This window comes from Pseudomonas sp. R3-57 (assembly GCF_051132065.1).
GTDB lineage: Bacteria > Pseudomonadota > Gammaproteobacteria > Pseudomonadales > Pseudomonadaceae > Aquipseudomonas.
Genome location: NZ_CP071655.1, coordinates 559,394 through 582,900, shown reverse-complemented (window position 1 = coordinate 582,900; position 23,507 = coordinate 559,394). Strand labels below are relative to the sequence as shown.

At 60.9% G+C, this 23,507-nt stretch carries 21 protein-coding genes; 8 read left to right on the top strand and 13 right to left on the bottom strand.

Annotated elements, in window-relative coordinates; all coding sequences use genetic code 11:
• The first annotated feature begins 29 nt into the window (after positions 1-29).
• Positions 30-917 carry an acyltransferase gene (locus tag J3P93_RS02670; protein WP_434594911.1) on the top strand — a complete coding sequence of 296 codons (888 nt, stop codon included), beginning with the start codon at positions 30-32 and terminating at the stop codon, positions 915-917.
• Position 918: 1 nt separating this feature from the next.
• Here J3P93_RS02670 and J3P93_RS02665 read toward each other — a convergent pair whose 3' ends face one another.
• Entirely contained in the window at positions 919-1,476 is a 558-nt protein-coding gene (locus J3P93_RS02665; protein WP_336356694.1) for a DUF2780 domain-containing protein, read from the bottom strand.
• 149 nt (positions 1,477-1,625) lie between these two features.
• Here J3P93_RS02665 and J3P93_RS02660 point away from each other — a divergent pair, with 149 nt between their 5' ends.
• The 4 genes from J3P93_RS02660 (at position 1,626) to J3P93_RS02645 (ending at position 3,571) form a co-directional block, all read left to right on the top strand.
• A complete protein-coding gene (locus J3P93_RS02660; protein ID WP_434594908.1) occupies positions 1,626-2,261 on the top strand; it encodes a sigma-70 family RNA polymerase sigma factor in 636 nt (211 codons plus the stop codon).
• Positions 2,258-2,932 carry an anti-sigma factor gene (locus J3P93_RS02655; protein WP_434594905.1) on the top strand — a complete coding sequence of 225 codons (675 nt, stop codon included), beginning with the start codon at positions 2,258-2,260 and terminating at the stop codon, positions 2,930-2,932. The genes J3P93_RS02660 and J3P93_RS02655 overlap by 4 nt, the downstream gene beginning before the upstream one ends.
• A 169-nt stretch (positions 2,933-3,101) precedes the next feature.
• Complete coding sequence (locus J3P93_RS02650; RefSeq protein WP_434594902.1) at positions 3,102-3,281, top strand: hypothetical protein; 180 nt, start codon at positions 3,102-3,104, stop codon at positions 3,279-3,281.
• A gap of 77 nt (positions 3,282-3,358) precedes the next feature.
• Positions 3,359-3,571 carry a cold-shock protein gene (locus J3P93_RS02645; RefSeq protein WP_434594899.1) on the top strand — a complete coding sequence of 71 codons (213 nt, stop codon included), beginning with the start codon at positions 3,359-3,361 and terminating at the stop codon, positions 3,569-3,571.
• Positions 3,572-3,628: 57 nt separating this feature from the next.
• On the opposite strand, the gene fdhA is transcribed toward J3P93_RS02645, so the two are convergent.
• The 8 genes from fdhA to J3P93_RS02605 all read right to left on the bottom strand — a co-directional run bounded on the left by fdhA (position 3,629) and on the right by J3P93_RS02605 (position 13,565).
• Positions 3,629-4,828, bottom strand: coding sequence for a formaldehyde dehydrogenase, glutathione-independent (fdhA, locus tag J3P93_RS02640; protein ID WP_090286964.1), 1,200 nt, complete (start codon positions 4,826-4,828; stop codon positions 3,629-3,631).
• A 179-nt stretch (positions 4,829-5,007) separates the two neighbouring features.
• A complete protein-coding gene (gene purU / locus J3P93_RS02635; RefSeq protein WP_206414562.1) occupies positions 5,008-5,865 on the bottom strand; it encodes a formyltetrahydrofolate deformylase in 858 nt (285 codons plus the stop codon).
• 122 nt (positions 5,866-5,987) lie between these two features.
• On the bottom strand, positions 5,988-6,620 hold the full coding sequence (locus tag J3P93_RS02630; protein WP_434594896.1) for a sarcosine oxidase subunit gamma: 633 nt from the start codon (positions 6,618-6,620) through the stop codon (positions 5,988-5,990).
• Between the two features lie 129 nt (positions 6,621-6,749).
• Positions 6,750-9,767, bottom strand: coding sequence for a sarcosine oxidase subunit alpha (locus J3P93_RS02625; RefSeq protein WP_434594894.1), 3,018 nt, complete (start codon positions 9,765-9,767; stop codon positions 6,750-6,752).
• Positions 9,764-10,093 (bottom strand): sarcosine oxidase subunit delta, encoded by a 330-nt coding sequence (locus tag J3P93_RS02620; RefSeq protein WP_434594892.1) that lies wholly within the window; start codon positions 10,091-10,093, stop codon positions 9,764-9,766. Before J3P93_RS02620 ends, J3P93_RS02625 begins: the two co-directional genes overlap by 4 nt.
• 14 nt (positions 10,094-10,107) lie before the next feature.
• Positions 10,108-11,358: a sarcosine oxidase subunit beta gene (locus J3P93_RS02615; RefSeq protein WP_003177603.1), complete on the bottom strand. Its 1,251-nt coding sequence runs from the start codon at positions 11,356-11,358 to the stop codon at positions 10,108-10,110.
• 20 nt (positions 11,359-11,378) lie between these two features.
• Entirely contained in the window at positions 11,379-12,632 is a 1,254-nt protein-coding gene (gene glyA / locus J3P93_RS02610) for a serine hydroxymethyltransferase (RefSeq protein ID WP_024014589.1), read from the bottom strand.
• Between the two features lie 222 nt (positions 12,633-12,854).
• Positions 12,855-13,565 (bottom strand): TraX family protein, encoded by a 711-nt coding sequence (locus J3P93_RS02605; protein ID WP_434598275.1) that lies wholly within the window; start codon positions 13,563-13,565, stop codon positions 12,855-12,857.
• A 126-nt stretch (positions 13,566-13,691) separates the two neighbouring features.
• Between J3P93_RS02605 and J3P93_RS02600 the strand changes: the two genes are divergently transcribed.
• Positions 13,692-14,732, top strand: a complete 1,041-nt coding sequence (locus J3P93_RS02600; RefSeq protein ID WP_090286977.1) for a low specificity L-threonine aldolase — start codon at positions 13,692-13,694, stop codon at positions 14,730-14,732.
• Between the two features lie 523 nt (positions 14,733-15,255).
• A complete protein-coding gene (locus J3P93_RS02595) occupies positions 15,256-15,789 on the top strand; it encodes an REP-associated tyrosine transposase (RefSeq protein WP_434594888.1) in 534 nt (177 codons plus the stop codon).
• 66 nt (positions 15,790-15,855) lie between these two features.
• On the opposite strand, the gene gbcB is transcribed toward J3P93_RS02595, so the two are convergent.
• A complete protein-coding gene (gene gbcB / locus J3P93_RS02590) occupies positions 15,856-16,956 on the bottom strand; it encodes a glycine-betaine demethylase subunit GbcB (RefSeq protein ID WP_208939476.1) in 1,101 nt (366 codons plus the stop codon).
• Between the two features lie 296 nt (positions 16,957-17,252).
• Between gbcB and gbcA the strand changes: the two genes are divergently transcribed.
• Entirely contained in the window at positions 17,253-18,548 is a 1,296-nt protein-coding gene (gene gbcA, locus J3P93_RS02585; protein WP_016772823.1) for a glycine-betaine demethylase subunit GbcA, read from the top strand.
• Positions 18,549-19,493: 945 nt separating this feature from the next.
• Here the strand turns inward: gbcA and J3P93_RS02580 are convergent.
• From J3P93_RS02580 to dgcB, 3 genes are read right to left on the bottom strand one after another with little or no spacing between them, the layout of a single operon-like run.
• On the bottom strand, positions 19,494-20,264 hold the full coding sequence (locus J3P93_RS02580; RefSeq protein ID WP_434594885.1) for an electron transfer flavoprotein subunit beta: 771 nt from the start codon (positions 20,262-20,264) through the stop codon (positions 19,494-19,496).
• Positions 20,265-20,273: 9 nt separating this feature from the next.
• Positions 20,274-21,494, bottom strand: coding sequence for an electron transfer flavoprotein subunit alpha/FixB family protein (locus J3P93_RS02575; protein ID WP_434594882.1), 1,221 nt, complete (start codon positions 21,492-21,494; stop codon positions 20,274-20,276).
• Positions 21,494-23,443, bottom strand: a complete 1,950-nt coding sequence (gene dgcB, locus J3P93_RS02570) for a dimethylglycine demethylation protein DgcB (protein WP_434594880.1) — start codon at positions 23,441-23,443, stop codon at positions 21,494-21,496. The genes J3P93_RS02575 and dgcB overlap by 1 nt, the downstream gene beginning before the upstream one ends.
• Positions 23,444-23,507 lie beyond the last annotated feature (64 nt).

Sequence of the window (23,507 nt, the reverse complement as noted above, 5' to 3'; positions counted from 1 at the left end):
CCCGCCCCTGACACTTCGTAGAGTTGCCTATGCGCCGCCTGCTCACCGGCTGTTTCGTCACCCTGCTGCTGTTGCTCAACACCCTGATCCTGATCGGGCCCTTGCTGGTGTTTGCCCTGCTCAAACTGATCGCACCGGGGCGCTGGCGCGATTATGCGTCCGCAGCGGTGATGTGGATTGCCGAGACCTGGGCCGAGATCGACAAGCTGATCTTTCAGCTATGCATTCCGACGCAGTGGGACATTCGCGGCGGCGACGATTTGCGTCGCGACACTTCGTATCTGGTGGTCAGCAATCATCAATCGTGGGTCGACATTCCCGCGCTGATCCAGACCCTCAATCGACGCACGCCGTTCTTCAAGTTCTTCCTCAAGAAAGAATTGATCTGGGTGCCGTTCCTTGGGCTGGCGTGGTGGGCGCTGGATTACCCGTTCATGAAGCGCTACACCAAGGCCTTTCTAGCGAAGAACCCGGAACTGGCAGGCAAGGATCTGGAGATCACCAAAGCGGCGTGCGAGCTGTTCAAACGTCAGCCGGTAACCGTGGTGAATTATCTGGAAGGCACCCGTTACACCGCAGCGAAAAGCGCGCAGCAGACGTCGCCCTTCAATCACCTTCTAAAGCCCAAGGCCGGTGGCGTGGCGTTCGTGCTGGCGGCAATGGGCGAACAGCTCGATGCAATGCTCGATGTGACGGTGGTGTACCCGCAGGAGAAGATTCCGGGGTTTTGGGATTTGATCAGCGGTAACGTGCCGCGGGTGATCATCGACATCAAGACCCGTGAACTTGAGCCCGCGCTGTGGCAGGGCGATTACGAGAAGGACCCGGTGTTTCGCGAGCGCGTCCAGAACTGGGTCAACCAGCTCTGGACCGAGAAAGATCAGCGCATCGCCGAACTGCGCAACCAGCATCGTTGACTCAGCTGCCGGTGCCAGCGCCCCAGATATTGCCCAGGCTGCTCAGCAACGAACCGCCGACACCCTGCTGACCGAGGTATTGCAGGAGCACCGGGGCAAACTGGCCGATCATGCCGCTGTCCATGCCCAGCGCGCTGAACGCATTGTTCAGGTCGTTGCTGTCCTTGACGTTGCCCAACGCATTTTCCAGACCGGCGGATTTGCCCGACGAACCGAGCAACGCGCCCAGCGCCGCCAGATTGCCGCTGCCACCGGACAACTTGTCGATCCCCGGCACTTCCTTGGCCAGTTGCGAATAGTCGGTGCTGCTCAGCTGGTTCTTCGCCAGGCCCAGCATCGCACTGGTGCCGCCCACCGCTTGCTCCGGCGTCACGTCCAGCGCACTCAGGGCACTGAGCAAACCGGCGGTTTCCGAGGTCGGCGCCGCCGCAGCCGCCTTGTCGCCACCCTGCATGCCCGAGACCGCACCGGCCACATCATTCAGGCTGAAACCGGCAAACACCGGGCCGGCGGCCAGGGTCAGGAGCGATGCCAGGGCAAAACCGCGTGAAATCTTCATTCAGACATCCTCTCGAGCTGTGAAAACCACCCTTTCGACGGGCAGTAAAACTGCCGGTTTGACCGGGTATCCAGGCGCATGTTCCGGCGCGGCGCATCCATTTTCATCTGGCCTGCGTATATAAAACGTGAAACCCGGACGCCAACACGATGAATGGCACAAGCCCTGTCACTGAACTAGCCTGTGAACAGTTCGAGCCTCGCCGTCGTGCGCTCACGCTTGCCTGGAGAGTGGTCATTTCCATCGCCGACACCGATCAGTTGCGCCAGCTCCTCGCCCAGTGCTCACTAGGGGATCGGCGTGCTTTTGAAACGCTGTACCGCAGCGTCGGCCCGCGCCTGCATGGTGTAGCGCTGCGTTTCATGGGCCGTGCCGATCTGGCCGAAGAGGTGCTGCAGGAAAGCTTCGTGCGCATCTGGCACAACGCCTCGCGCTACGAGGCGCACTTGTCGGCGCCGCTGACCTGGATGATCAACATCACCCGCAATCAAGCCATCGATCAATTGCGCAAGCAGCGCGAGCGGCCGCTGAGCGAGGTTGAGCAAGACGCGCTATCGGATGAAAGCCCCTCGGCGCACGAACAGTTGAACAGCGCCCGTGAAGCGCACGCCTTGAAACGCTGCCTGGAAACCCTCGACGGCATGCAGCGTCAATCGATCACTGTGGCGTACTTTCAGGGATTGTCCTGTAGCGAACTTGCCGAACATCTGGCCACGCCCCTTGGAACCGTCAAATCGTGGATTCGCCGAGGCCTGGAACGCCTGCGCCGGTGCCTTGAATCATGAACTACCAGACCCCAGCCCTGCGCCGCGCCCTCGCTGCCGATTATGCAATCGGCTTGATGCCTGCGCCGGCGCGGCGGCGCTTTGAACAGTTGCTGGTGGATGACGCGGCACTGCGCCGCGAGCTGGCGCACTGGCAGGAAACCCTCGCCGCGCTCACCGAAGCACTGCCGGAACGCCCCGTGCCAGACCGCGTCTGGCACGGCATCACCGCGCGCATTGAGCCGCAAGTGCTGCACGTACCCGAGAAACGGCCGTTCTGGAATTGGCTACGGCTCACGGTGGCGGCGTGCTCCATCGTCGCACTGGTGTTCATTGGCGCGCTGTACAACCGTGACGACGCCCGTTACAGCGCCACCCTGTCAAGCGCCGATGCAAAACCGGCGCTGAAGGTCGAAGCGCATGCGGATTATCTGCAGGTCGAACCGCTGACACTGGCGGCGGTCGAGGCGGATCGCAGCCTCGAATTGTGGGCAATTCCCGACGGTGGCAAGCCGATCTCGCTGGGTGTGGTTCCAGTGGGGGGCAAGGGGAAGGTCGAGTTGAGCGAGGCGCAGAAAGAGTTGATCGGCAAGCCGATTACGTTGGCGGTAACGCTTGAGCCAAAAGGTGGGTCGCCGGCTGGCAAACCAACCGGACCGGTTCTTTATCAAGGTTCGCTAGCCGCGCTTTGATTCTTTATGCGCTTTATTACTTACCTTAGACGAAGCTATTCCCAAAAAAACTAAACACCTGTCAGATCTGACAGGTGTGCTGATGCTTGGACTTGAATACGCTGTTGATGAATCAAAAGTTAAATGAAAGCGAGGTGCTAACAACGGTTATTCAACGGGAGATACAGAGATGGAAAAGCTATGCCATACGCGCGATCAACTGCTCAAATCAGATGTCCCGCCGATCATCTTTTGCATCAGCCCGGACGATCCGATCATCAAACACATCAAAGCGGGGCAGAAGGTGACTTATGACCTTGTGCGCGGGGACAACGGTCGTTATTACGCTGTAGATCTTAAATTGGCTTAGGACGAGGACACGCTTGATAGCCCTCAACCTTGGTTTTGTATTGTTTTAGCCATTCCATAAAGTCAGGAAGCACGAACATGTCAAACAGAGAAACCGGTACCGTTAAATGGTTTAACGATGACAAAGGCTTTGGTTTCATCACTCCAAAAAATGGCGGTGATGATCTTTTCGTCCATTTCAAAGCCATCCAATCGGATGGATTCAAAAGCTTGAAGGAAGGACAGACTGTGACCTACGTTGCAGCGAAAGGACAGAAGGGAATGCAAGCAGAAGAAGTTCAGGTTGTATAAGAAAAACCATTAAAAACGGCGCCTGAATGGCGCCGTTTTTTTGTACCGCGTAAAACCTCACGCCGCACTAAACAACTTATGCGGATCAATCACAAACTTCTTCGGTACACCCGCATCGAACTCGCCATAGCCTTCCGGCGCCTGGTCGAGGCTGATGACCTGTACGCCCACCACTTCGGCAATATTGATGCGATCCCACATGATCGCCTGCATCAACTGGCGGTTGTACTTCATCACCGGCGTCTGGCCGGTGTGGAAGCTGTGCGACTTGGCCCAGCCCAGACCGAAGCGAATGCTCAGACTGCCCATTTTCGCGGCGGCGTCGACGGCGCCCGGATCTTCGGTGACGTACAGGCCCGGGATACCGATCTTGCCGGCAACGCGGACCACGCCCATCAGTGAGTTGAGGACGGTGGCCGGGGCTTCGGCCTTGACGCCGTCGTGGCCGTGGCCGCGGGCTTCGAAGCCGACGCAGTCGACTGCGCAGTCGACTTCCGGCTCGCCGAGCAGCGCGGCGATCTGCTCGTGCAGCGGGGTGTCTTTGGACAGGTCGACGATTTCAAAACCCTGCGCCTTGGCGTGGGCCAGGCGGATGGTGTTGACGTCGCCGATGATCACCACCGCCGCACCCAGCAGACGTGCCGAAGCGGCAGCGGCCAGACCGACCGGGCCGGCGCCGGCAATGTACACGGTGCTGCCCGGACCGACGCCGGCAGTGACCGCGCCGTGGTAACCGGTCGGCAGGATGTCGGAGAGGCAGGTCAGGTCGCGGATTTTCTCCATGGCCTTGTCGCGGTCCGGCAGTTTCAGCAGGTTGAAGTCGGCGTATGGCACCAGTACGTATTCGGCCTGGCCGCCGGTCCAGTCGCCCATGTCGACGTAACCGTAAGCGCCACCGGCACGGGCCGGGTTGACGGTCAGGCAGACGCCGGTGTGTTGCTCCTTGCAGGAACGGCAGCGCCCGCAAGCCACGTTGAAGGGAACGGAGACCAGGTCGCCGATCTTCAGGTTCTCGACGTCGGAGCCTTTTTCGATGACCTCGCCGGTGATTTCGTGACCCAGCACCAGACCGGTCTGCGCCGTGGTACGGCCGCGCACCATGTGCTGGTCGGAGCCGCAGATGTTGGTGGAAACCACACGCAGGATCACACCGTGTTCGATCTTCCTGCCGCGCGGGTCCTGCATTTTCGGATAGTCGATTTTCTGTACTTCGACCTTGCCAGCGCCGAGATACACCACACCACGATTGCCAGACATGCTTTCACCTCACTGTTGTTTTTATGGAACCACGTTGCCCCAGGCAGGGCCGCGCGTTGAGTGCTCGGGTTATTGCTTGTTGGTTTTGCGTTGTTAGTTATGGCCCTATCGCGAGCAGGCTCACTCCTACATTTGGAATGCGTACCCCTTGTAGGAGTGAGCCTGCTCGCGAAAGCGATCTAGAGAACGACGGTTCTGTTCGCGTTCAAAAAAACTCTTCTTTCGATGTGATAACCGACAGCCCGCGCCAGTGTCAGGCCTTCGATATCGCGCCCCTTGGCAATCAGATCCTCGGGGTAATGACTGTGATCCACCGCCTCGACGCCTTGGGCAATGATCGGTCCTTCGTCCAGATCGTTGTTGATGTAATGCGCCGTCGCGCCGACCAATTTCACGCCTTTGTTGTAGGCCTGGTGATACGGCTTGGCGCCCTTGAAGCCGGGCAGCAGCGAGTGGTGAATGTTGATCGCCTTGCCATCGAGCTTGCGACACAGCTCCGGCGACAGCACCTGCATGTAGCGGGCGAGGATCACCAGTTCGGCACCGGACTCTTCGATCACCTGCCAGACCTGACGCTCCTGCGCCGGCTTGTCGTTGGGGTCGAGGGGAAAATGGTAGTAGGGAATCTGGTGCCAGTCGGCCAACGGCTTGAGATCCGGATGATTGGAAACCACCGCGGCGACGTCCATCGACAACTGGCCGATGCGCTGCCGGTAGAGCAGATCGTTGAGGCAGTGATCGGCTTTGGACACCATGATCACTACTTTCGGCCGGTAGTTCGGCGCGGTCAGCTCGAACAGCATGCCAAAGGCATGTCCGCGCTCGGCCAGGCCGGCGCGGAAGGATTGCTCGTCGAAGCCGTCGGGCTGGCGGAATTCCACACGAATGAAAAAGCGCCCGGAAAGGCGATCGTCAAACGAATGGTGCTCAGTGACGTAGCAGCCCTGCTCGAACAGAAAACGCGTGACCGCGTCCACGGTGCCGAGGACGCTGGGGCAGTCGGCGGTCAGAATCCATGTGTCTGGGGCGCGGCTCATATTTTTTCCTCTGATCGTTCCCACGCTCTGCGTGGAATGCCGCCATGGACGCTCTGCGTCCGCTCTTGGGACGCGGAGCGTCCCGGGATGCATTCCCACGCGGAGCGTGGGAACGATCATCATCAGGCCTGAACGCTGAGGCCGTACTCGGCCGAAGCATCCTGCAACCACAACCACCAGTAATCCGAGAAGCTGCGACGAATCAGCAACTCCCAAGTGTCTTCCGCCGTGTGGCGAATCATCAGCTGCGATTTGGCGAACACCGTGCCGACCGCTTTGCCGACCGGAAAGTTGTTGGGGTGTACGTCGTAGCTGGTCGACTTCATCAGCACCTGACGCACGTTCGGCCCGCTCAATTCCAGCAGCTGCTGGCCACCGCTGACGTTGACGATCGCGATATGCAGATCGCCCAGCGCTGCGCGCAGTTGCTGTTCGGCGGTGAATTCTTCACCGCTGGGCACGATCAGCAGCCACTCGTCCGGGCCCATCCATTGCAGGCTGGTTTCACCTTTGACGATGAAGCTGAGGGCGCCAGGCAATTCAATGCCCAGCGCCTTGTGCACGCCGGCCGCGAAGGCGGCATCGTGGCCATCGCCACGAAGGGTCAGGTGGCCGAGGAGTTTTTTCTCACGCACGATCACGCCGGCGTTCTTGCGGCCCTTGCCGACCAGGCTGGCGAGGTCGGCATGGTGCAGCGACGACTCGGCGCGGGCGCCGGTGGTCGGGCGTTGCTGGTACACATTGGCTGTGGTCATAAAGCACCTTCTTGTATTGATCGTTCCCACGCTCTGCGTGGGAATGCCGCCATGGACGCTCTGCGTCCGCTCTTGGGACGCGGAGCGTCCCGGGATGCATTCCCACGCGGAGCGTGGGAACGATCAGTGTCAGATGTTCTGCCGCTCGCCCTTCGGATCGAAGAATACCGAAGAGACGATTTCCGCCTCGATCACGCTGCCGTCGGCCAGCGGTGCAAACACCCGCTCGCCCATGCGCTTGAGACCGCCCTTGACCACACCCATGGCAAACGAATAACCGAGGGAGTTGTGCGCGTAGCTGGAAGTCACGTGGCCGACCATGCTCATCGGGATCGTCTGCTTGGTGTTGAACACCAGCTGCGCACCTTCCGGCAGCCATTTGGTCGGATCGATCGGCTTCAGGCCGACCAACTGTTTGCGCTGATCACGCACGCAATCTTCACGGTTCATCCCACGCTGGCCGATCCACGAGAATGGTTTGGTGCGGCCGACACACCAGCCCATGTTCAGGTCGTCCGGGGTCATCGAGCCGTCGGTGTCCTGGCCGACGATGATGAAACCCTTTTCCGCACGCAGCACGTGCATGGTTTCGGTGCCGTACGGGGTCAGGTTGTACTGCTTGCCGGCCTCGACGATTTTCTCCAGCACGCCCATCGCATAGTCGGCCTGGACGTTGACTTCGTACGACAGCTCACCAGTGAACGAGATGCGGAACACCCGCGCCGGCACGTCACCCACCAGACCTTCTTTCCAGGTCATGAACGGGAACGCTTCGTTGCTCAGATCAATGTCGGTCACGGCGCTGAGCAGCTTGCGGCTGTTCGGCCCGGACAGGGTCATGGTCGCCCAGTGGTCGGTGACCGAGGTGAAGTAGACCTTCATCTGCGGCCATTCGGTCTGGTGGTACAGCTCCAGCCATTGCAGTACGCGGGCAGCGCCGCCGGTGGTGGTGGTCATGACGAAATGGTTGTCGGCCAGACACGCCGTGACACCGTCGTCGAAGACCATCCCGTCTTCCTTGCACATCAAACCGTAACGCGCCTTGCCCACGTCGAGCTTGGTCCAGGCGTTGGTGTACACGCGGTTGAGGAATTCGCGGGCATCCGGGCCTTGAATGTCGATCTTGCCGAGGGTCGAGGCATCGAGCAGGCCGACGCTGTCGCGCACGGCTTTGCATTCGCGCTTGACCGCGGCGTGCAGGTCTTCGCCGTTTTTCGGGAAGTACCATGGACGCTTCCACTGCCCGACGTCTTCAAACTCGGCGCCGCTTTTCACATGCCAGGCATGCAGCGCGGTGTAGCGCACCGGTTCGAAAATGTGCCCACAGTGGCGACCGGCCACGGCGCCGAAAGTCACCGGCGTGTAGTTCGGGCGGAACATGGTGGTGCCCATCTGCGGGATGCTCACGTTCAAGGATCGGGCGGCAATCGCCAGACCGTTGACGTTGCCGAGCTTGCCCTGATCGGTGCCGAAGCCCAGCGCGGTATAGCGCTTGACGTGCTCGACCGACTCGAAACCTTCACGGGTCGCCAGTTCGATGCCACCGGCGGTGACGTCGTTCTGCAGGTCGACGAATTGCTTCGGCGCGCGTGCCGAGTTCTTCTCGTGCGGCACCTGGAACAGCGCCAGGGTCGGTTCTTCGACGCGGCTCAAGGCTTTCGGCAATACGCCTTCGACGGTCTGAAAGCCGGCTTCAGCGGCAGCGCGCACGCCACCTTCGAACCCGTCAGCCAGAGAATCGCCGAGCGCATAAACGCCATTGACGCCACCGACGCAGACGCGTTTCTGCGGTGCCTCGCCCGGTACGAAACCGAGGATGTCTTCACGCCAGACCGGCTTGCCGCCCAAGTGCGAAGCCAGGTGCACGACCGGGCTGTAGCCGCCGGAACTGGCGACCAGATCGCAGTCGAGCCATTCGCCCGGGCTGGTCACGGCGTGTGCTTTTACATCGATCGCGGCAACGCGGGCAGCGGTCACGCGTTTGCTGCCACGGGCTTCGATCACTGCACTGCCGGTGAGAATGCGAATGCCTTTGGCGCGCGCTTCTTCCACCAGTGCCCCGCGCGGATTGCTGCGCGCATCGGCGATCGCCACCACTTGCAGACTGGCATCGAGCCAATCGAGCGCGACGCGATAGGCGTGATCGTTGTTAGTGCTGAGGACCAGTTTTTTGCCCGGCGCCACGCCGTAGCGACGCACGTAAGTCGACACCGCACCGGCGAGCATGTTGCCCGGCACGTCGTTGTTGCCGTAGACCAGCGGACGCTCATGCGCACCGGTCGCCAGCACCACACGCTTGGCACGGACACGGTGGATGCGCTGACGCACCTGGCCGATCGGCGCACGGTCACCGAGGTGATCGGTGAGGCGTTCGTGAATGGTCAGGAAGTTGTGGTCGTGGTAACCGTTGACCGTGGCGCGCGGCAACAGCAGCACGTCCGGGGTGTTCTTCAATTCAGCGAGAACGCTGGCGACCCACTCCATCGCCGGTTTGCCGTCGAGGCTTTCGCGCGAGTCGAGCAGGCTGCCGCCGAACTCTTCCTGCTCATCGGCCAGAATCACCCGGGCACCGCTGCGCGCAGCGGCCAGGGCAGCGGCGAGACCGGCCGGGCCGGCGCCAACGATCAGCACGTCGCAGTGCTGGTTCATGTAGTCGTAGGTGTCCGGATCGTTCTCGGTCGGCGAACGGCCGAGCCCGGCAGCCTTGCGGATGTACTTCTCGTAAGTCATCCAGAACGATTGCGGGTACATGAAGGTTTTGTAGTAGAAGCCCGGCGGCATCAGCTTGCCGCCGACCTTGCCGAGAATCCCCATCATGTCGTTGTTGACGCTCGGCCAGCCGTTGGTGCTGGTCGCGACCAAGCCTTGGTACAACGCCTGTTGCGTGGCGCGCACGTTGGGAATCTGCGTGGCTTCGGTAGCGCCGATCTGCAGGATCGCGTTCGGCTCTTCGGCACCGGCGGCGAAGATGCCGCGTGGACGCGAGTACTTGAAGCTGCGGCCGATGATGTCGACGCCGTTGGCAATCAGCGCAGCGGCCAGGGTGTCACCCTCGAAACCTTTGTAGGTCTGGCCGTTGAAGGTGAAGCTCAGCACTTTGTTGCGGTCGATCCGTCCACCGTTGGACAGGCGATTGGTCTGGCTCATACCTTCTCTCCCAGCGCCGTCGTGGCGGTTTTTGCCGTGCCAGCCTTGTCGGTGAATTGTGGCTTCTGGCCGATCTTGTAGCTCTCGAGAATCTCGTAGGTCACGGTGTCGCGGGTGACGTTGAAGTACTGCCGGCAACCGGCGACGTGATCCCACAGCTCGTGGTGCAGACCGCGCGGGTTATCGCGGAAGAACATGTAGTCGCCCCACTCCTCGTCGGTGCAGGCGTTCGGATCCAGCGGGCGCGGAATGTGCGCCTGGCCGGATGCGTGGAATTCCTCTTCGGAGCGCAGTTCGCCGCAGTGAGGACAGAAGATATGCAACATGGGGATTTCTCCTGTTAGTGGGCGACGGCAGCAGCGCCGTGTTCATCGATGAGGGCGCCGTTGTGGAAACGGTCGATGGAAAACGGAGCGGCCAACGGGTGCATTTCACCCTTGGCCAGACTCGCAGCAAACACGTTGCCTGAGCCAGGCGTGGCCTTGAAGCCACCGGTGCCCCAACCGCAGTTGAAGAACATGTTCGGTACCGGGGTTTTCGAAATGATCGGGCAGGCGTCCGGGGTGGTGTCGACGATGCCGCCCCACTGGCGGTTCATGCGCACGCGGGACAACACCGGGAACATCTCGACGATCGCTTGCACGGTGTGCTCGATCACCGGGTAAGAACCACGCTGGCCGTAGCCGTTGTAGCCGTCGATACCGGCTCCGATCACCAGGTCGCCCTTGTCGGATTGGCTGATGTAACCGTGCACGGCGTTGGACATGATCACGCTGTCGATGATTGGCTTGATCGGCTCGGACACCAGCGCTTGCAGCGGGTGGGATTCGATCGGCAGACGGAAACCGGCCAGCTTGGCCATGTGCCCGGAGTTACCGGCAGTGACCACGCCGACGCGCTTGGCGCCGATGAAACCCTTGTTGGTTTCGACGCCGATGCACACGCCGTTTTCCTTGCGGAAACCGATCACTTCGGTCTGCTGGATCAGGTCCACGCCCAAGGCATCGGCGGCACGGGCAAAGCCCCAGGCCACGGCATCGTGACGGGCGACGCCGCCGCGACGCTGCACGGTGGCGCCCATTACCGGGTAGCGGGTATTTTTTGAGCAATCGAGGTACGGAATTTCGTCTGCCACTTGCTTGGCGTTGAGCAGTTCACCATCCACGCCGTTGAGGCGGTTGGCGCTGACCCGACGCTCGGAGTCACGGATGTCCTGCAGGGTGTGGCACAGGTTGTAGACGCCACGCTGGGAGAACATCACGTTGTAGTTGAGGTCCTGCGACAGGCCTTCCCACAATTTCATCGCATGCTCGTAGAGGTGCGCCGACTCGTCCCACAGGTAGTTGGAGCGGACGATGGTGGTGTTGCGCGCGGTGTTACCGCCGCCCAGCCAGCCCTTCTCGACCACCGCGACGTTGGTGATGCCATGTTCTTTCGCCAGGTAATAGGCGGTCGCCAGACCGTGACCGCCACCGCCGACGATGACCACGTCGTAGACTTTTTTCGGCGTCGGCGTGCGCCACATGCGCTGCCAGTTTTCGTGGTGGCTGAGCGAGTGTTTGAAGAGGCCGAAGCCCGAATAGCGTTGCATAGTCATTTACTCCAGAACGCTCAGCGATAAACCGGGAAGTCTGCGCACAGCGCCGAAACCTGTTGCGCGACATTGGCCTCGACATCGGCGTCACCGAGGTTGTCGAGGATGTCGCAGATCCAGCCGGCGAGGGTTTCGCACTGGCTGACCTTGAAGCCACGGGTGGTCACCGCCGGGGTGCCAATGCGCAGGCCCGAGGTCACGAACGGCGACTGCGGGTCGTTCGGCACGGCGTTCTTGTTCACAGTGATGTGGGCGCGGCCGAGGGCGGCGTCAGCGTCCTTGCCGGTCAGGCCCTGACGGATCAGGCTGACCAGGAACAAATGGTTATCGGTGCCGCCGGACACCACATCGTAGCCACGTTTGATGAACACGCTGGCCATCGCCTGAGCGTTGTCGATCACTTGTTGCTGATAGGCCTTGAAACCCGGCTCCAGCGCCTCCTTGAAGCACACCGCTTTACCGGCGATGACGTGCATCAGCGGGCCACCCTGGGCGCCGGGGAACACGGCAGCGTTGAGCTTCTTTTCGATCTCTTCGTTGGACTTGGCCAGGATCAGCCCGCCGCGTGGACCGCGCAGCGTCTTGTGGGTCGTGGTGGTGACGACGTCAGCGTACGGCAGCGGATTCGGGTACAGGCCAGCGGCGACCAGACCGGCGACGTGGGCCATGTCGACGAACAGCAGCGCACCGACCTTGTCGGCGATCTGGCGGAAGCGTGGGAAATCCAGGGTTTTCGAATAAGCCGAGAAACCGGCAACGATCATTTTCGGCTTGCACTCAACGGCCAGACGCTCGACTTCGTCGTAATCGATCAACCCGGTGTCGGTGTTGATGCCGTACTGCACGGCGTTGTAGAGCTTGCCCGAGGACGACACTTTCGCGCCGTGGGTCAGATGACCGCCGTGGGCCAGGCTCATGCCCAGGATGGTGTCGCCCGGCTGGATCAGCGCCAGGTACACCGCGCTGTTGGCCGAAGAACCGGAGTGCGGCTGGACGTTGGCGTAATCGGCGCCGAACAGTTGCTTGGCGCGTTCGATCGCCAGCGCTTCGACTTTGTCCACATGCTCGCAACCGCCGTAGTAGCGCTTGCCCGGATAGCCTTCGGCGTACTTGTTGGTCAGGCCACTGCCTTGCGCCTGCATGACGCGCTTGCTGGTGTAGTTCTCCGACGCGATCAGCTCGATGTGATCTTCCTGACGTTGCTCCTCGGCATTCATCGCCGCCAGCAGTGCATCGTCGTAACCCTGGATCTGGTCTTGCTTGCTGAACATCGCGTCTCTCCCAGCGGCATCTGTGCGCCATTCGTCTCGGTAAGGCACCGGCAATCGCAGCGGTGCCCTTTGATGCGATGGTATGACCGGCACAGACAGCTCAAATGCCTGCGCGCGCCACGCAAAGGTGCGTTTACGACATGGCTGGAAATGCGTTCTCCAGACTCGATCTGGAAAACACTGGAGAACCCTGTGGGAGCTGGCTTGCCAGCTCCCACAGGGTTAAGCGGCGAGCTGGCGGATCAGTAGTAGCAGGAGGAAATGCGCTGGATACAGCGCATACGCCCAACGGCGCATCGGTGGCGGCTGAAGATGTCGCCCATGTCGCAACAGGAACATCCCCAGTATCGGCGCAAACAGACAAGTCGCCAGACCGACAATCGCCACGCGATTGCCGAACCGCGCCGATTCGAGCAATACCTGCCATTGATTCGCGGCGACACAGATCAGGCCCGGCAGCAGACCGAGATACCAGGGGTGACGAAACACCACGAGCATCGCCAAAGGCAGCAGAACGCCAAAAAAACCAAACATCAGTCGCTCTGAAAAAACCGCCGCGGCCAGCAGCGCAGCGGTTGCCAGCAGTCGCGATACCGATGATGAGTCCTGCCAACCGCGCGCCACCAACAAACCCAACGCCAGCGTCGGCATTACGTTCAAAGTATCGGGATCAGCAATGTACAAGCGATACGGAATTTCACTGACGGCGCTGAACAGCAACAGCCAGCCCAGATAGCGCCACTCCATTTTCCGAGAACCGTCCCGGGCCAGATTCGCCGCCATCGCCAGGCAAAACCACGGATAGGCCAGTCGCCCCGGCACGTACAGCCAATCGGCGGAAAAGCCGACATACCGCAGGTGATCGAGGACCATACTCAATAGCGCCAGCCACTTGAGCAGATCCAGCGCGCCGTCGCGTCGGCTCAGGTGCATAATCGGCCCATAAACTGGTAATTTCCTGCACCCGACATCGCATGTGCTCCCCGGAAGATCTTCGGTAAAGTGCGCATCTTCATTGACCACGAGCCTTCACAAGAGTCTCGATTACGGAAGCCGGCCATGACCGACAAGAGCCAACAATTCGCCAGCGACAACTATTCCGGTATCTGCCCGGAAGCCTGGGCTGCCATGGAACAGGCCAACCACGGCCACCAGCGCGCCTATGGCGACGATGAATGGACCGCCCGCGCGGCCGATCATTTCCGCAACTTGTTCGAAACCGACTGCGAAGTGTTCTTCGCCTTCAACGGCACCGCCGCCAACTCTCTGGCCCTGTCGTCGCTGTGCCAGAGTTACCACAGCGTGATCTGCTCGGAAACCGCCCACGTCGAAACCGACGAATGCGGCGCCCCGGAATTTTTCTCCAATGGTTCGAAACTGCTGATCGCCGGCACCGAAAACGGCAAGATCACCCCGCAGTCGATCCGCGAAGTCGCGCTCAAGCGCCAGGACATTCACTACCCGAAACCGCGCGTGGTGACCCTGACCCAGGCCACTGAAGTCGGCAGCGTCTACACCCCGGAAGAAGTCCGCGCGATCAGCGCCACCTGCAAGGAGCTGGGCCTGCACCTGCACATGGACGGCGCGCGGTTTTCCAACGCGTGCGCGTTCCTCGGCTGCTCGCCGGCGGATCTGACCTGGAAGGCCGGCGTCGATGTGCTGTGCTTCGGCGGCACGAAAAACGGTATGGCCGTGGGCGAGGCGATCCTGTTCTTCAATCACAAACTGGCCGAAGACTTCGATTACCGCTGCAAACAGGCCGGGCAACTGGCGTCGAAAATGCGCTTCCTGTCGGCGCCCTGGGTCGGCATTCTGGAAAACGGCGCCTGGCTCAAATACGCGCGCCACGCCAACCACTGCGCGCAACTGCTGGCCGAACTGGTCAGCGACATACCCGGCGTCGAACTGATGTTCCCGGTGCAGGCCAACGGCGTGTTCCTGCAACTGTCAGAACCGGCCATCGCCGCCCTGACCGCAAAGAACTGGCGCTTCTACACCTTCATCGGCAAGGGCGGGGCACGCTTCATGTGCTCTTGGGACACCGAAGAAGAGCGCGTGCGCGAACTGGCGCGGGATATTCGCGAAGTGATGTCGGCCTGATCCCCCCGCCACACTGATCGTTCCCACGCTCCGCGTGGGAACGCCTCCCGGGACGCTCCGCGTTCCAGCCCCACCACCATCGCCACATTGAACATCGCTATGACGCGGAGCGTCAGTGGCTGCATTCCCACGCAGAGCGTGGGAACGATCTTGGGTCGGGACTGACTTTTCCCACCGCAATACCCTACTTCCCCTCTATCGCGAACATCCCGCACACCCCACTCTGATCGTTCCCACGCTCCGCGTGGGAATGCCTCCCGGGACGCTCCGCGTTCCAGCCCCACCACCTTCGCCACACTAAACACCGCTATGACGCAGAGCTTCAGTGGCTGCATTCCCACGCAAAGCGTGGGAACGATCCCGCGTCAAAACGACGTTTCCCACGCACACCAGTGACTTCTTCCTCTAGCGCGATAAATCCGCACGCCCCACTCTGATCGTTCCCACGCTCCGCGTGGTAACGCCTCTCGGGACGCTCCGCGTTCCATCTCCTTCGCACCGCAAGATTCAAGGATCGAATCCCATGGGCCGCAGCCGCTACACGATTACCGAAGCCGACAAGCCGCACTTCCTGACCTGTACCGTTATGGAATGGTTGCCGTTATTCATTCGCCCATACATCGTTGAGCACCTGCTCCATTGCTGGCGCTATCAACAAACTCATCACGACTTGAAGCTGTATGGCTACGTGATCCTGGAAAACCACCTACATTTCGTCGCTCAAGCACCCGATCTGAGCAAATGCCTCAGCCAGTTCAAATCCTTCACCGCGCGACAGATCATCAAAGATTTGCAAACCAAAGGCGCTGACAAAGCCCTGCAGCGTCTGCGCTTCAGCAAACGCGCGCATAAGCAGGATCGGGTTTATCAACTGTGGCAAGAAGGCGCGCACGCAGAGATGGTCTACAGCGAATCAGTGATGCGCCAGAAACTTGAATACATCCACAACAACCCGGTGAAACGCGGTTACGTGGATTTACCAGAGCATTGGCGGTATTCGAGTGCCAGGGACTACGCAGGAATTGAGGGACTGATCGAGGTTCAGCGCTGGTATTGAAATGGGACGCGGAGCGTCCCGGGCTGCGTTCCCACGCGGAGCGTGGGAACGATCATAAGCTGCCTATCAGAACTCAATCCGCACGTCACCTTTAGGCACACTGCAGCAAGACAGGATAAATCCTTCCGCCTCGTCATCCTCGGTAATCCCGCCGTTGTGCTCCATCTCCACTTCGCCGCCCAGTTTCATCACCTTGCACGTCCCGCAAATGCCCATGCCGCAGGCTTTCGGAATCATCAGGCCCAGCTTGGCCGCCGCCGCGTGCACGGTTTCGCCCGGTGCCACGCGGATGCTCTTGCCGGAGGCGGTGAATTCGACTTGATGCAGATCCGCCGCGTCGATTTCCGGCGCATCGGCTGCCTGCTCGGCCTGTTCCACCGCGTCGGCACGCGCTTCCGGTGGCGTGGCGCCGAAGGATTCCTCGTGATAACGCGACATGTCGTAGCCGGCGTTTTCCAGCAAGCGCTTGACCGCGGTCATGTACGGCGTCGGGCCGCAGCAGAACACTTCGCGTTCGAGGAAGTCCGGCACCATCAGCTCAAGCATCTTGTGGTTGAGGTAGCCGCGATAGCCGGCCCACGGCTCACCGAGGCCATGTTTCTCGCAGATCAGGTGCAGGCTGAAGTTGTCGATCCGCGACGCCATGTGTTCCAGCTCGCGGTGATAGATGATGTCCTTCGGCGAGCGCGCGCTGTGGATAAAGGTCATGTCGACATTGGCGTTGGTGTCGTAGAACCAGCGCGCCATCGACATGCACGGCGTGATACCGACGCCGCCGCTCAGGTACAAAACTTTCGGGCTCGGGAAGTCGATGGCATTGAACAACCCGACCGGGCCATGCACCGCCAGCTCCTGTCCTTCATGCAGCGTGTCGTGCAACCAGTTCGAGACCTTGCCACCCGGCACGCGCTTGATGGTTACCGAGAAGCTGTACGGCACCGATGGCGAGCTGGAAATGGTGTACGAGCGCATGACCGGCTGGCCTTCGATTTCCAGCTCCAGGGTGACGAACTGACCCGGCTTGAAAAAGAACATGATCGGCTGGTCGGCCATAAAGCAGAACGTGCGCACATCCCAGGTTTCCTGGATGACTTTGACGCAACGGACAATGTGTCGGCCATTGGCCCAGGTCTGGGTGGTGACCGGATTCAGGAAGCTGTTGGACATGCTGTTCTCCACGGCCGACTGTCGGCCTCATGTCGGCGATTCTGCGTATAGCGCGGACCGTCCGTTTACCTATCCGCGACATTGACATACTTATCGCGACCAGCCCTTGAACACCGGGGCTTGCGCGTCGGGAACAGATTGCACCATGTCGCCCATGGATAAGGTTCGGGGCAGCGCCGGCCCCACACTCGCCCCAACACAAGACGACTTCTTTACACCTTGCGTAGCAACTGTTTTGCAGCACACCTGATCAGCCACTTTCGCCGGCCACGCAGAGGGCCATGAGGATTACATCGATGGACGTCACCGCAAAAATCAGCCTGGGCGATCCGCTGGAACCCGCACGCAAGGCCACCGCACAAATGCTCCAGGAACGCGAGCGGACCTTCTCCCTGCCGCAGCCGTTCTACAGCGACGAGCGCCTGTTCGATATCGACATGCAGGAGATCTTTCAGAAAGAGTGGTTGATCGCCGGCATGACCTGCGAAATCCCGGCCAAGGGCAACTACCTGACCCTGCAGGTCGGCAAGAACCCGATCATCGTCATTCGTGGCGCCGAAGGCGTGGTGCACGCATTCCATAACGTTTGCCGGCACCGTGGCTCGCGCCTGTGCACCAGTGAAAAAGGCAAGGTCGCCAAACTGGTCTGCCATTACCACCAGTGGACGTACGAACTGGACGGCCGCCTGCTGTTCGCCGGCACCGAGATGGGCGCCGACTTCGACATGAAGCAGTACGGCCTCAAACCGGTGAATGTGAAAACTGCCGGTGGCTACATCTTCATCAGCCTGGCGGAAAACCCGCCGGCTATTGATGACTTCCTGTCGACGCTCAACCATTACATGGAACCGTACGACATGGAGAACACCAAGGTGGCGATCACCACCACCTTGATGGAAAAGGCCAACTGGAAACTCGTCCTGGAAAACAACCGCGAGTGCTACCACTGCAACGCGTCGCACCCGGAACTGCTGAAAACCCTGCTGGAATGGGACGACGTCACCGACCCACGCGCCGATCAGGCGTTCAAGGACCACGTTGCCGCCTCCGCCGCTGCCTGGGAAGCCGAGAAGATTCCTTACGCCCACGCCAGCTTCGGCCTGCGCAACCGCATCGTGCGCATGCCGCTGCTCAAGGGCACCGTGTCGATGACCCTCGATGGCAAACAGGGCTGCGCGAAACTGATGGGCCGGATCAAGAACCCGGATCTGGGCTCAATGCGCATCCTGCACTTGCCGCATTCGTGGAACCACTGCATGGGCGACCACATCATCGTCTTCACCGTGTGGCCGATCAGCGCTCAGGAAACCATGGTCACCACCAAATGGCTGGTGCACAAGGATGCCGTTGAAGGCGTCGATTACGATGTCGAACGTATGCGCCAGGTGTGGGACGCAACCAACGATCAGGACCGTCGTCTGGCGGAAGAGAACCAGCGCGGGATCAATTCGACGGCTTACCAGCCAGGGCCGTACTCGAAGACTTATGAGTTTGGCGTGGTCAACTTTGTGGACTGGTACAGCGAGCGGATGTTGAACAACCTCGGCGCCGAGCCAGCGCCTTATCTCAAAGGTGTACCGGTTCAGGGCTAAAAAGCAAAAGCATCGCGAGCAGGCTCACTCCTACAGTTTGGAATGCGTCCCCCTGTAGGAGTGAGCCTGCTCGCGATAGCTATCTAACATTCACCAAAACCCCAGCCTTGATTGCACAATTTCTGATCAACCACCCCGCCAGCCATACCCAGCAAGCCCCCCAGCCTTCCGCAAACAAGTTATCCACATACCCACCCACAGCAACTGGGGGTAACTGTGGATGAATCATCAAATATCCCGCTGATTTGCAAAGAAAAACCGTGACTTATTCAAAACCATGGTTTCTGGAAACGATTGATCTTTTTTTGATCAATCCTCTACAGGTCTTGAATCTAAAGGGCTGTAGCGGGTAGCGAACACGTTATCCACAGAAGCGCCAACAGAGATCGGGGGTAACTTCGCCCTGTCTGTGGAAAAGCGTAAAAATCGGGGAAAACCCCCTTTCCGTTGAAGCTTTTACTGCACAAAGGCTTCATTTGATCAAAATCTGATCACCCGCTTGCAAGCCCTGTTTTATATGGCTTGCAGCGGATAGCGAACATGTTGTCCACAGAAGCGCCAACAGAGATTGGGGGCAACTTGCCGCGTTATTCAGCGGAAAAACCGAGAAAAAACCGCGACTTAGGCTGGTTGTTTTTTGACCGGATGGCTGCAGGGCTTGATTGGCGCGGGATGTAGGGAGGGGCGAACACGTTATCCACAGATCCGCCAACAGGGATTGTGGGTAAACCGCTACCCTCATCGGAACGCCGCCTGCCCAGCCCTCTCCCGGAGGGAGAGGGAGCCGACCGAGGTGGAATGGAGAAATGTACAGACCTGCACCCCATGCGGTGACCTTGGTTTGGCCGAACCTGAGTTCAACCTGATCGTTCAGGTCGACGTAAAACCTGAGAGCGCCACCGTAGGTCCCCTTTCCCTCCGGGAGAGGGCTAGGGTGAGGGGTTTTCAGCGGACCACACCCTCTTCGATCAGCAATTTAAGGATGGCTTCGGCACCCGCCTGCGCAGTCACACCTTTCAGAACCTGCCCACCGCCACCACTGGCCTTCGCCGTGGCAGCCTTCATGCGGTCAGCCCCGCTCTTGGCCTTGATCACTTTCAAACGCTTGGGCCGTGGCTTGGCCGGTTGCAGCGTGGCGACGGCCAGGAGCTGGTCGTCCACCACCTCGACTTCATTGGCCTGCAACTCGCCCCGTCGCGCTGGCCCATAGGCACTCTGCCGAGGCTTCGGTGCAGCGTTATCCACAGTCGCCAGAAACGGCAGCTTGACCTTCAGGCGTCGCCGCTGCCCCCGCGGCAACGCTTGCAGCACCAGCGCCGAGCCTTCGTTGATCGACTCCACCTGTGCCAGCCCGACCACCAGTGGCCAGCCCAGCCCTTCAGCCAGCAGAAACGGCAACATCCCCGAACCTTCGCCGGTTTCCGCCTGGCTGCCGGTCAACACCACCTGCGCGCCTGCGTCACGCAGGTACGCGGTCAGCGCCGGCAGCGCATCGGCGCCAGCCGGTTGTTCCAGCACGTGCATCTGCTCAAGGCCCATGCCCAGATAGGCGCGCAGGGCCGGTTCGGCGATATCACCGGCGTGCAGCACTTGCAGGTCATCCCCCGCCAGTTGCAAGCCCAGCTCGACCGCGCGGGCGTCCTGTTCGGCGCGTCGTGGCCGGCCAGAGGTCGGGTGGGCGCCAATCGAGACCAGACTGATAACGTTCGTGTTCATAGGGTTTCCTTAAGCCGCATCGCGCTTGGCGTCGTTGCGGTAAGCCGCGACCGCTTCGATCAACGCTTGCAGAATCTCTGCGCTGTCGCCGATTACCGAAAGGTCGGCACGCTTGATCATGTCGCAGCCCGGATCGAGGTTGATCGCCACCACCTTGTCGCAGGCGCCAATGCCTTGCAGGTGCTGGATCGCCCCGGAAATACCCACGGCGACATACACCCGCGCCGTGACCCAGGTGCCCGACGCGCCGACCTGGCGATCGCGAGCCATAAAGCCATCGTCCACGGCAACACGGGAGGCGCCTTCGGTGGCGCCGAGTGCAGCGGCTGTTTCGTGGAACAGCGCCCAGTCCTTCACCCCGTTACCACCGGAGAAAATGAATTCGGCTTCAGCCATCGGAATCGCGCCCGCGTCCACCGCTACCGCACCGAGATCTTCGATCCGCGACAGGCTGCGCGCCACGCTTGTGGATAACTCCGCCGGCAACGCTTCATGACGGGTTTCGCTGACTGGCTCGGCGCATTCGGCCGCCGCCAGAATCAACCGCGCTACCGGACGGGCCAAGTCCTGCAACCCGGCGCCAGCGCGGCCGATGCATTCCTGGTCCTTCACTTGCCAGACCCGCGTTGCCGGGCGTTCGCCCAGTGCGGCAGCAAAGCGTCGGCCGAGTTCGCCGCCACCGCTGCGACTGTCCGGCAGCAGCCAGTGGCGCGGATTGAATTGGTTATCCACAGCCCGCAGGCCTTGCACCCGTTGTTCCGGTGCATAACCGCTGAACTCGTCGCCTTCGAGCATCAGCAAGCGATCAACGCCCGCCGTGGCGAAAGCGCTTTCCTTGTGCTCGCCAAACACCACTGCCAACACCGCACCGTCCGTACCCGCCAGTTGATTCGCGAGGCCGAGCAAGTCGCGGTCGTGGCTGCTCAAGCGGCCGCCAACCATGTCCGGCACCACGCAGATGTAGAACGCCGGCGCGGGCACCTGATGCAACGGCAATTGCACTTCAACCGTGGCCGAACGCTTGACCGCCCCGCCCTGCTGCGCGCCGCTGCGGTCAATGCGTTTGAGGCCGTTGGGGCCGATAAAACCAATGCCGTGCAGATTCTTGCGGATGACGCCGTTAGGTCCCATCCAGCTGTGTTGCGCCGGTTGCATCGCCGCGTGCAGCGGATGCAGACGGTTGCGCGCGATCCATTCGGCGCGCGGGTCGCGGCGGATAATGTCGCTCATCAATGCACCTCCGCAGGTTCACGTTTGGCCGGCGCCGCCGGTTTGCTCGGCGCGGCGTCTTCGAGCAGCGCGTCGGCTACCAGTTCGGCAATGTCCTTGATCAGCGGACGCGGTTCGACCACGCCTTCGAGCATCGCCGTGCACTGTGGACAACCCACGGCCACCAGTTCGGCGCCGGTCTCGCGGATGTCGTCCATGCGCATGTCGGGGATGCGCTGCTTGCCCGGAATGTCCGTGATCGGCGCGCCACCGCCACCACCGCAGCAACGCGAGCGGAAACCGGAACGCTGCATTTCTTTGACTTCGATGCCGAGCGCACGCAGCACTTCGCGCGGTGCTTCGTATTCGCCGTTATAGCGCCCCAGATAGCACGGGTCGTGATAGGTCACGCTGTCGCCTTTGTGCTGACCGAGGTTGAGCGCGCCAGCCTGGATGATCTCGGCCATATAGTTGCTGTGGTGCTGCACCAGATAATGGCCGTCGAAGGCGCCGTACTCGTTTTTCAGCACGTGAAAACTGTGCGGATCGCAGGTGACGATGCGGTTGAAGCTGTATTTGCCCAGGGTCTGGATATTGCGCTTGGCGAGCAACTGGAAGGTCGCTTCGTCACCGAGCCGCCGCGCCACGTCGCCGCTGTCGCGTTCTTCGAGGCCAAGCACGGCGAAGTCGATTTTCGCCGCTTTCAACACTTTGACGAAGGCGCGCAAGGTGCGCTGATTGCGCATGTCGAAAGCGCCGTCGCCGACCCAGAACAGCACGTCGGTGGATTGCTTCTCGCTGAGCAGATTGAGGTTCAGGTCCGCTGCCCAGTTCATCCGCCCGCCCGGTGCAAAACCGCCGGGGTTGTCGGTGGCGATGAGGTTTTCGAGGACTTCGGCGCCCTTGTTCGGCGTCGCACCTTTTTCCAGGGTCAGATGGCGGCGCATGTCGACGATCGCATCGACGTGCTCGATCATCATCGGGCATTCCTCGACGCAGGCGCGGCAGGTGGTGCACGACCACAGGGTTTCGGCATCGACCAGTCCGTTGACGATCGGTTGATGCGGATTGCCGCCGTGTTCGCCCACCGGTTTGCCAGGGTACGGACTGCCCGCGAACTTCGCGTCAGTGCCACCGGCGAGACCGACGACCATGTCCTGAATCAGTTTTTTCGGATTCAACGGTTGGCCGGCAGCAAAGGCCGGGCACGCCGCTTCGCATTTGCCGCACTGCACGCACGCATCAAAACCGAGCAACTGGTTCCAGGTGAAATCCTTGGGTTTTTCCACGCCCAGTGGTGCGTCTGGATTGCTCAGGTCCAGCGCTTTCAAACCGGTCGAGCGGCCGCCGCCAAAACGTTCGGGGCGACGGTGCCAGGCCAGGTGCAGCGCGCCGGCGAAGGCATGTTTCATCGGCCCGCCCCAGGTCATGCCGAAGAACAATTCCGACACGCCCCACAGCACACCGACACCGAGAATGGCCGCGAGCACCCAGCCGCCGAAGTTCTCCGGCAGGATCCCCGCCACCGGCAAGGTCACCAGAAAGAACGACGCGGAAAATGCCAGCAGGCTTTTCGGCAGGCGCATCCACGGGCCTTTCGACAGCCGCGCCGGCGGGTTGCGCCGACGCAGGTACATGAAGATCGCGCCGACGAACATCACCGCCGACATCAGCAGCAAGGCGTAGCCGAGGATGCGGTTATGCAGGCCGAAACCGTGCACCAGAATCGCCAGCACAATCGACGCCACGGCACCGCCCGCCGTGGCAACGTGGGTGTTGGCGATGTATTTGTCCCGCGCGACGACGTGGTGCAGGTCGACCATGTAGCGCTTGGGCATGGCCAGCAGACCGCCGAGTAGATCGACCTTCGCCGCCCGGCCGCGACGCCACATGTTCATCCGCCGCAGCGCGCCGAGGAGCGCAAGGCCCAGGGCTGCGAACAACAGGATTGGAAGAAGGGTGTTCAACATCTGAGTCACCTCTGGCGAGGTGCGAGCTGCAAGCTACAAGCGGCAAGAAAAAGCAGCATGAATC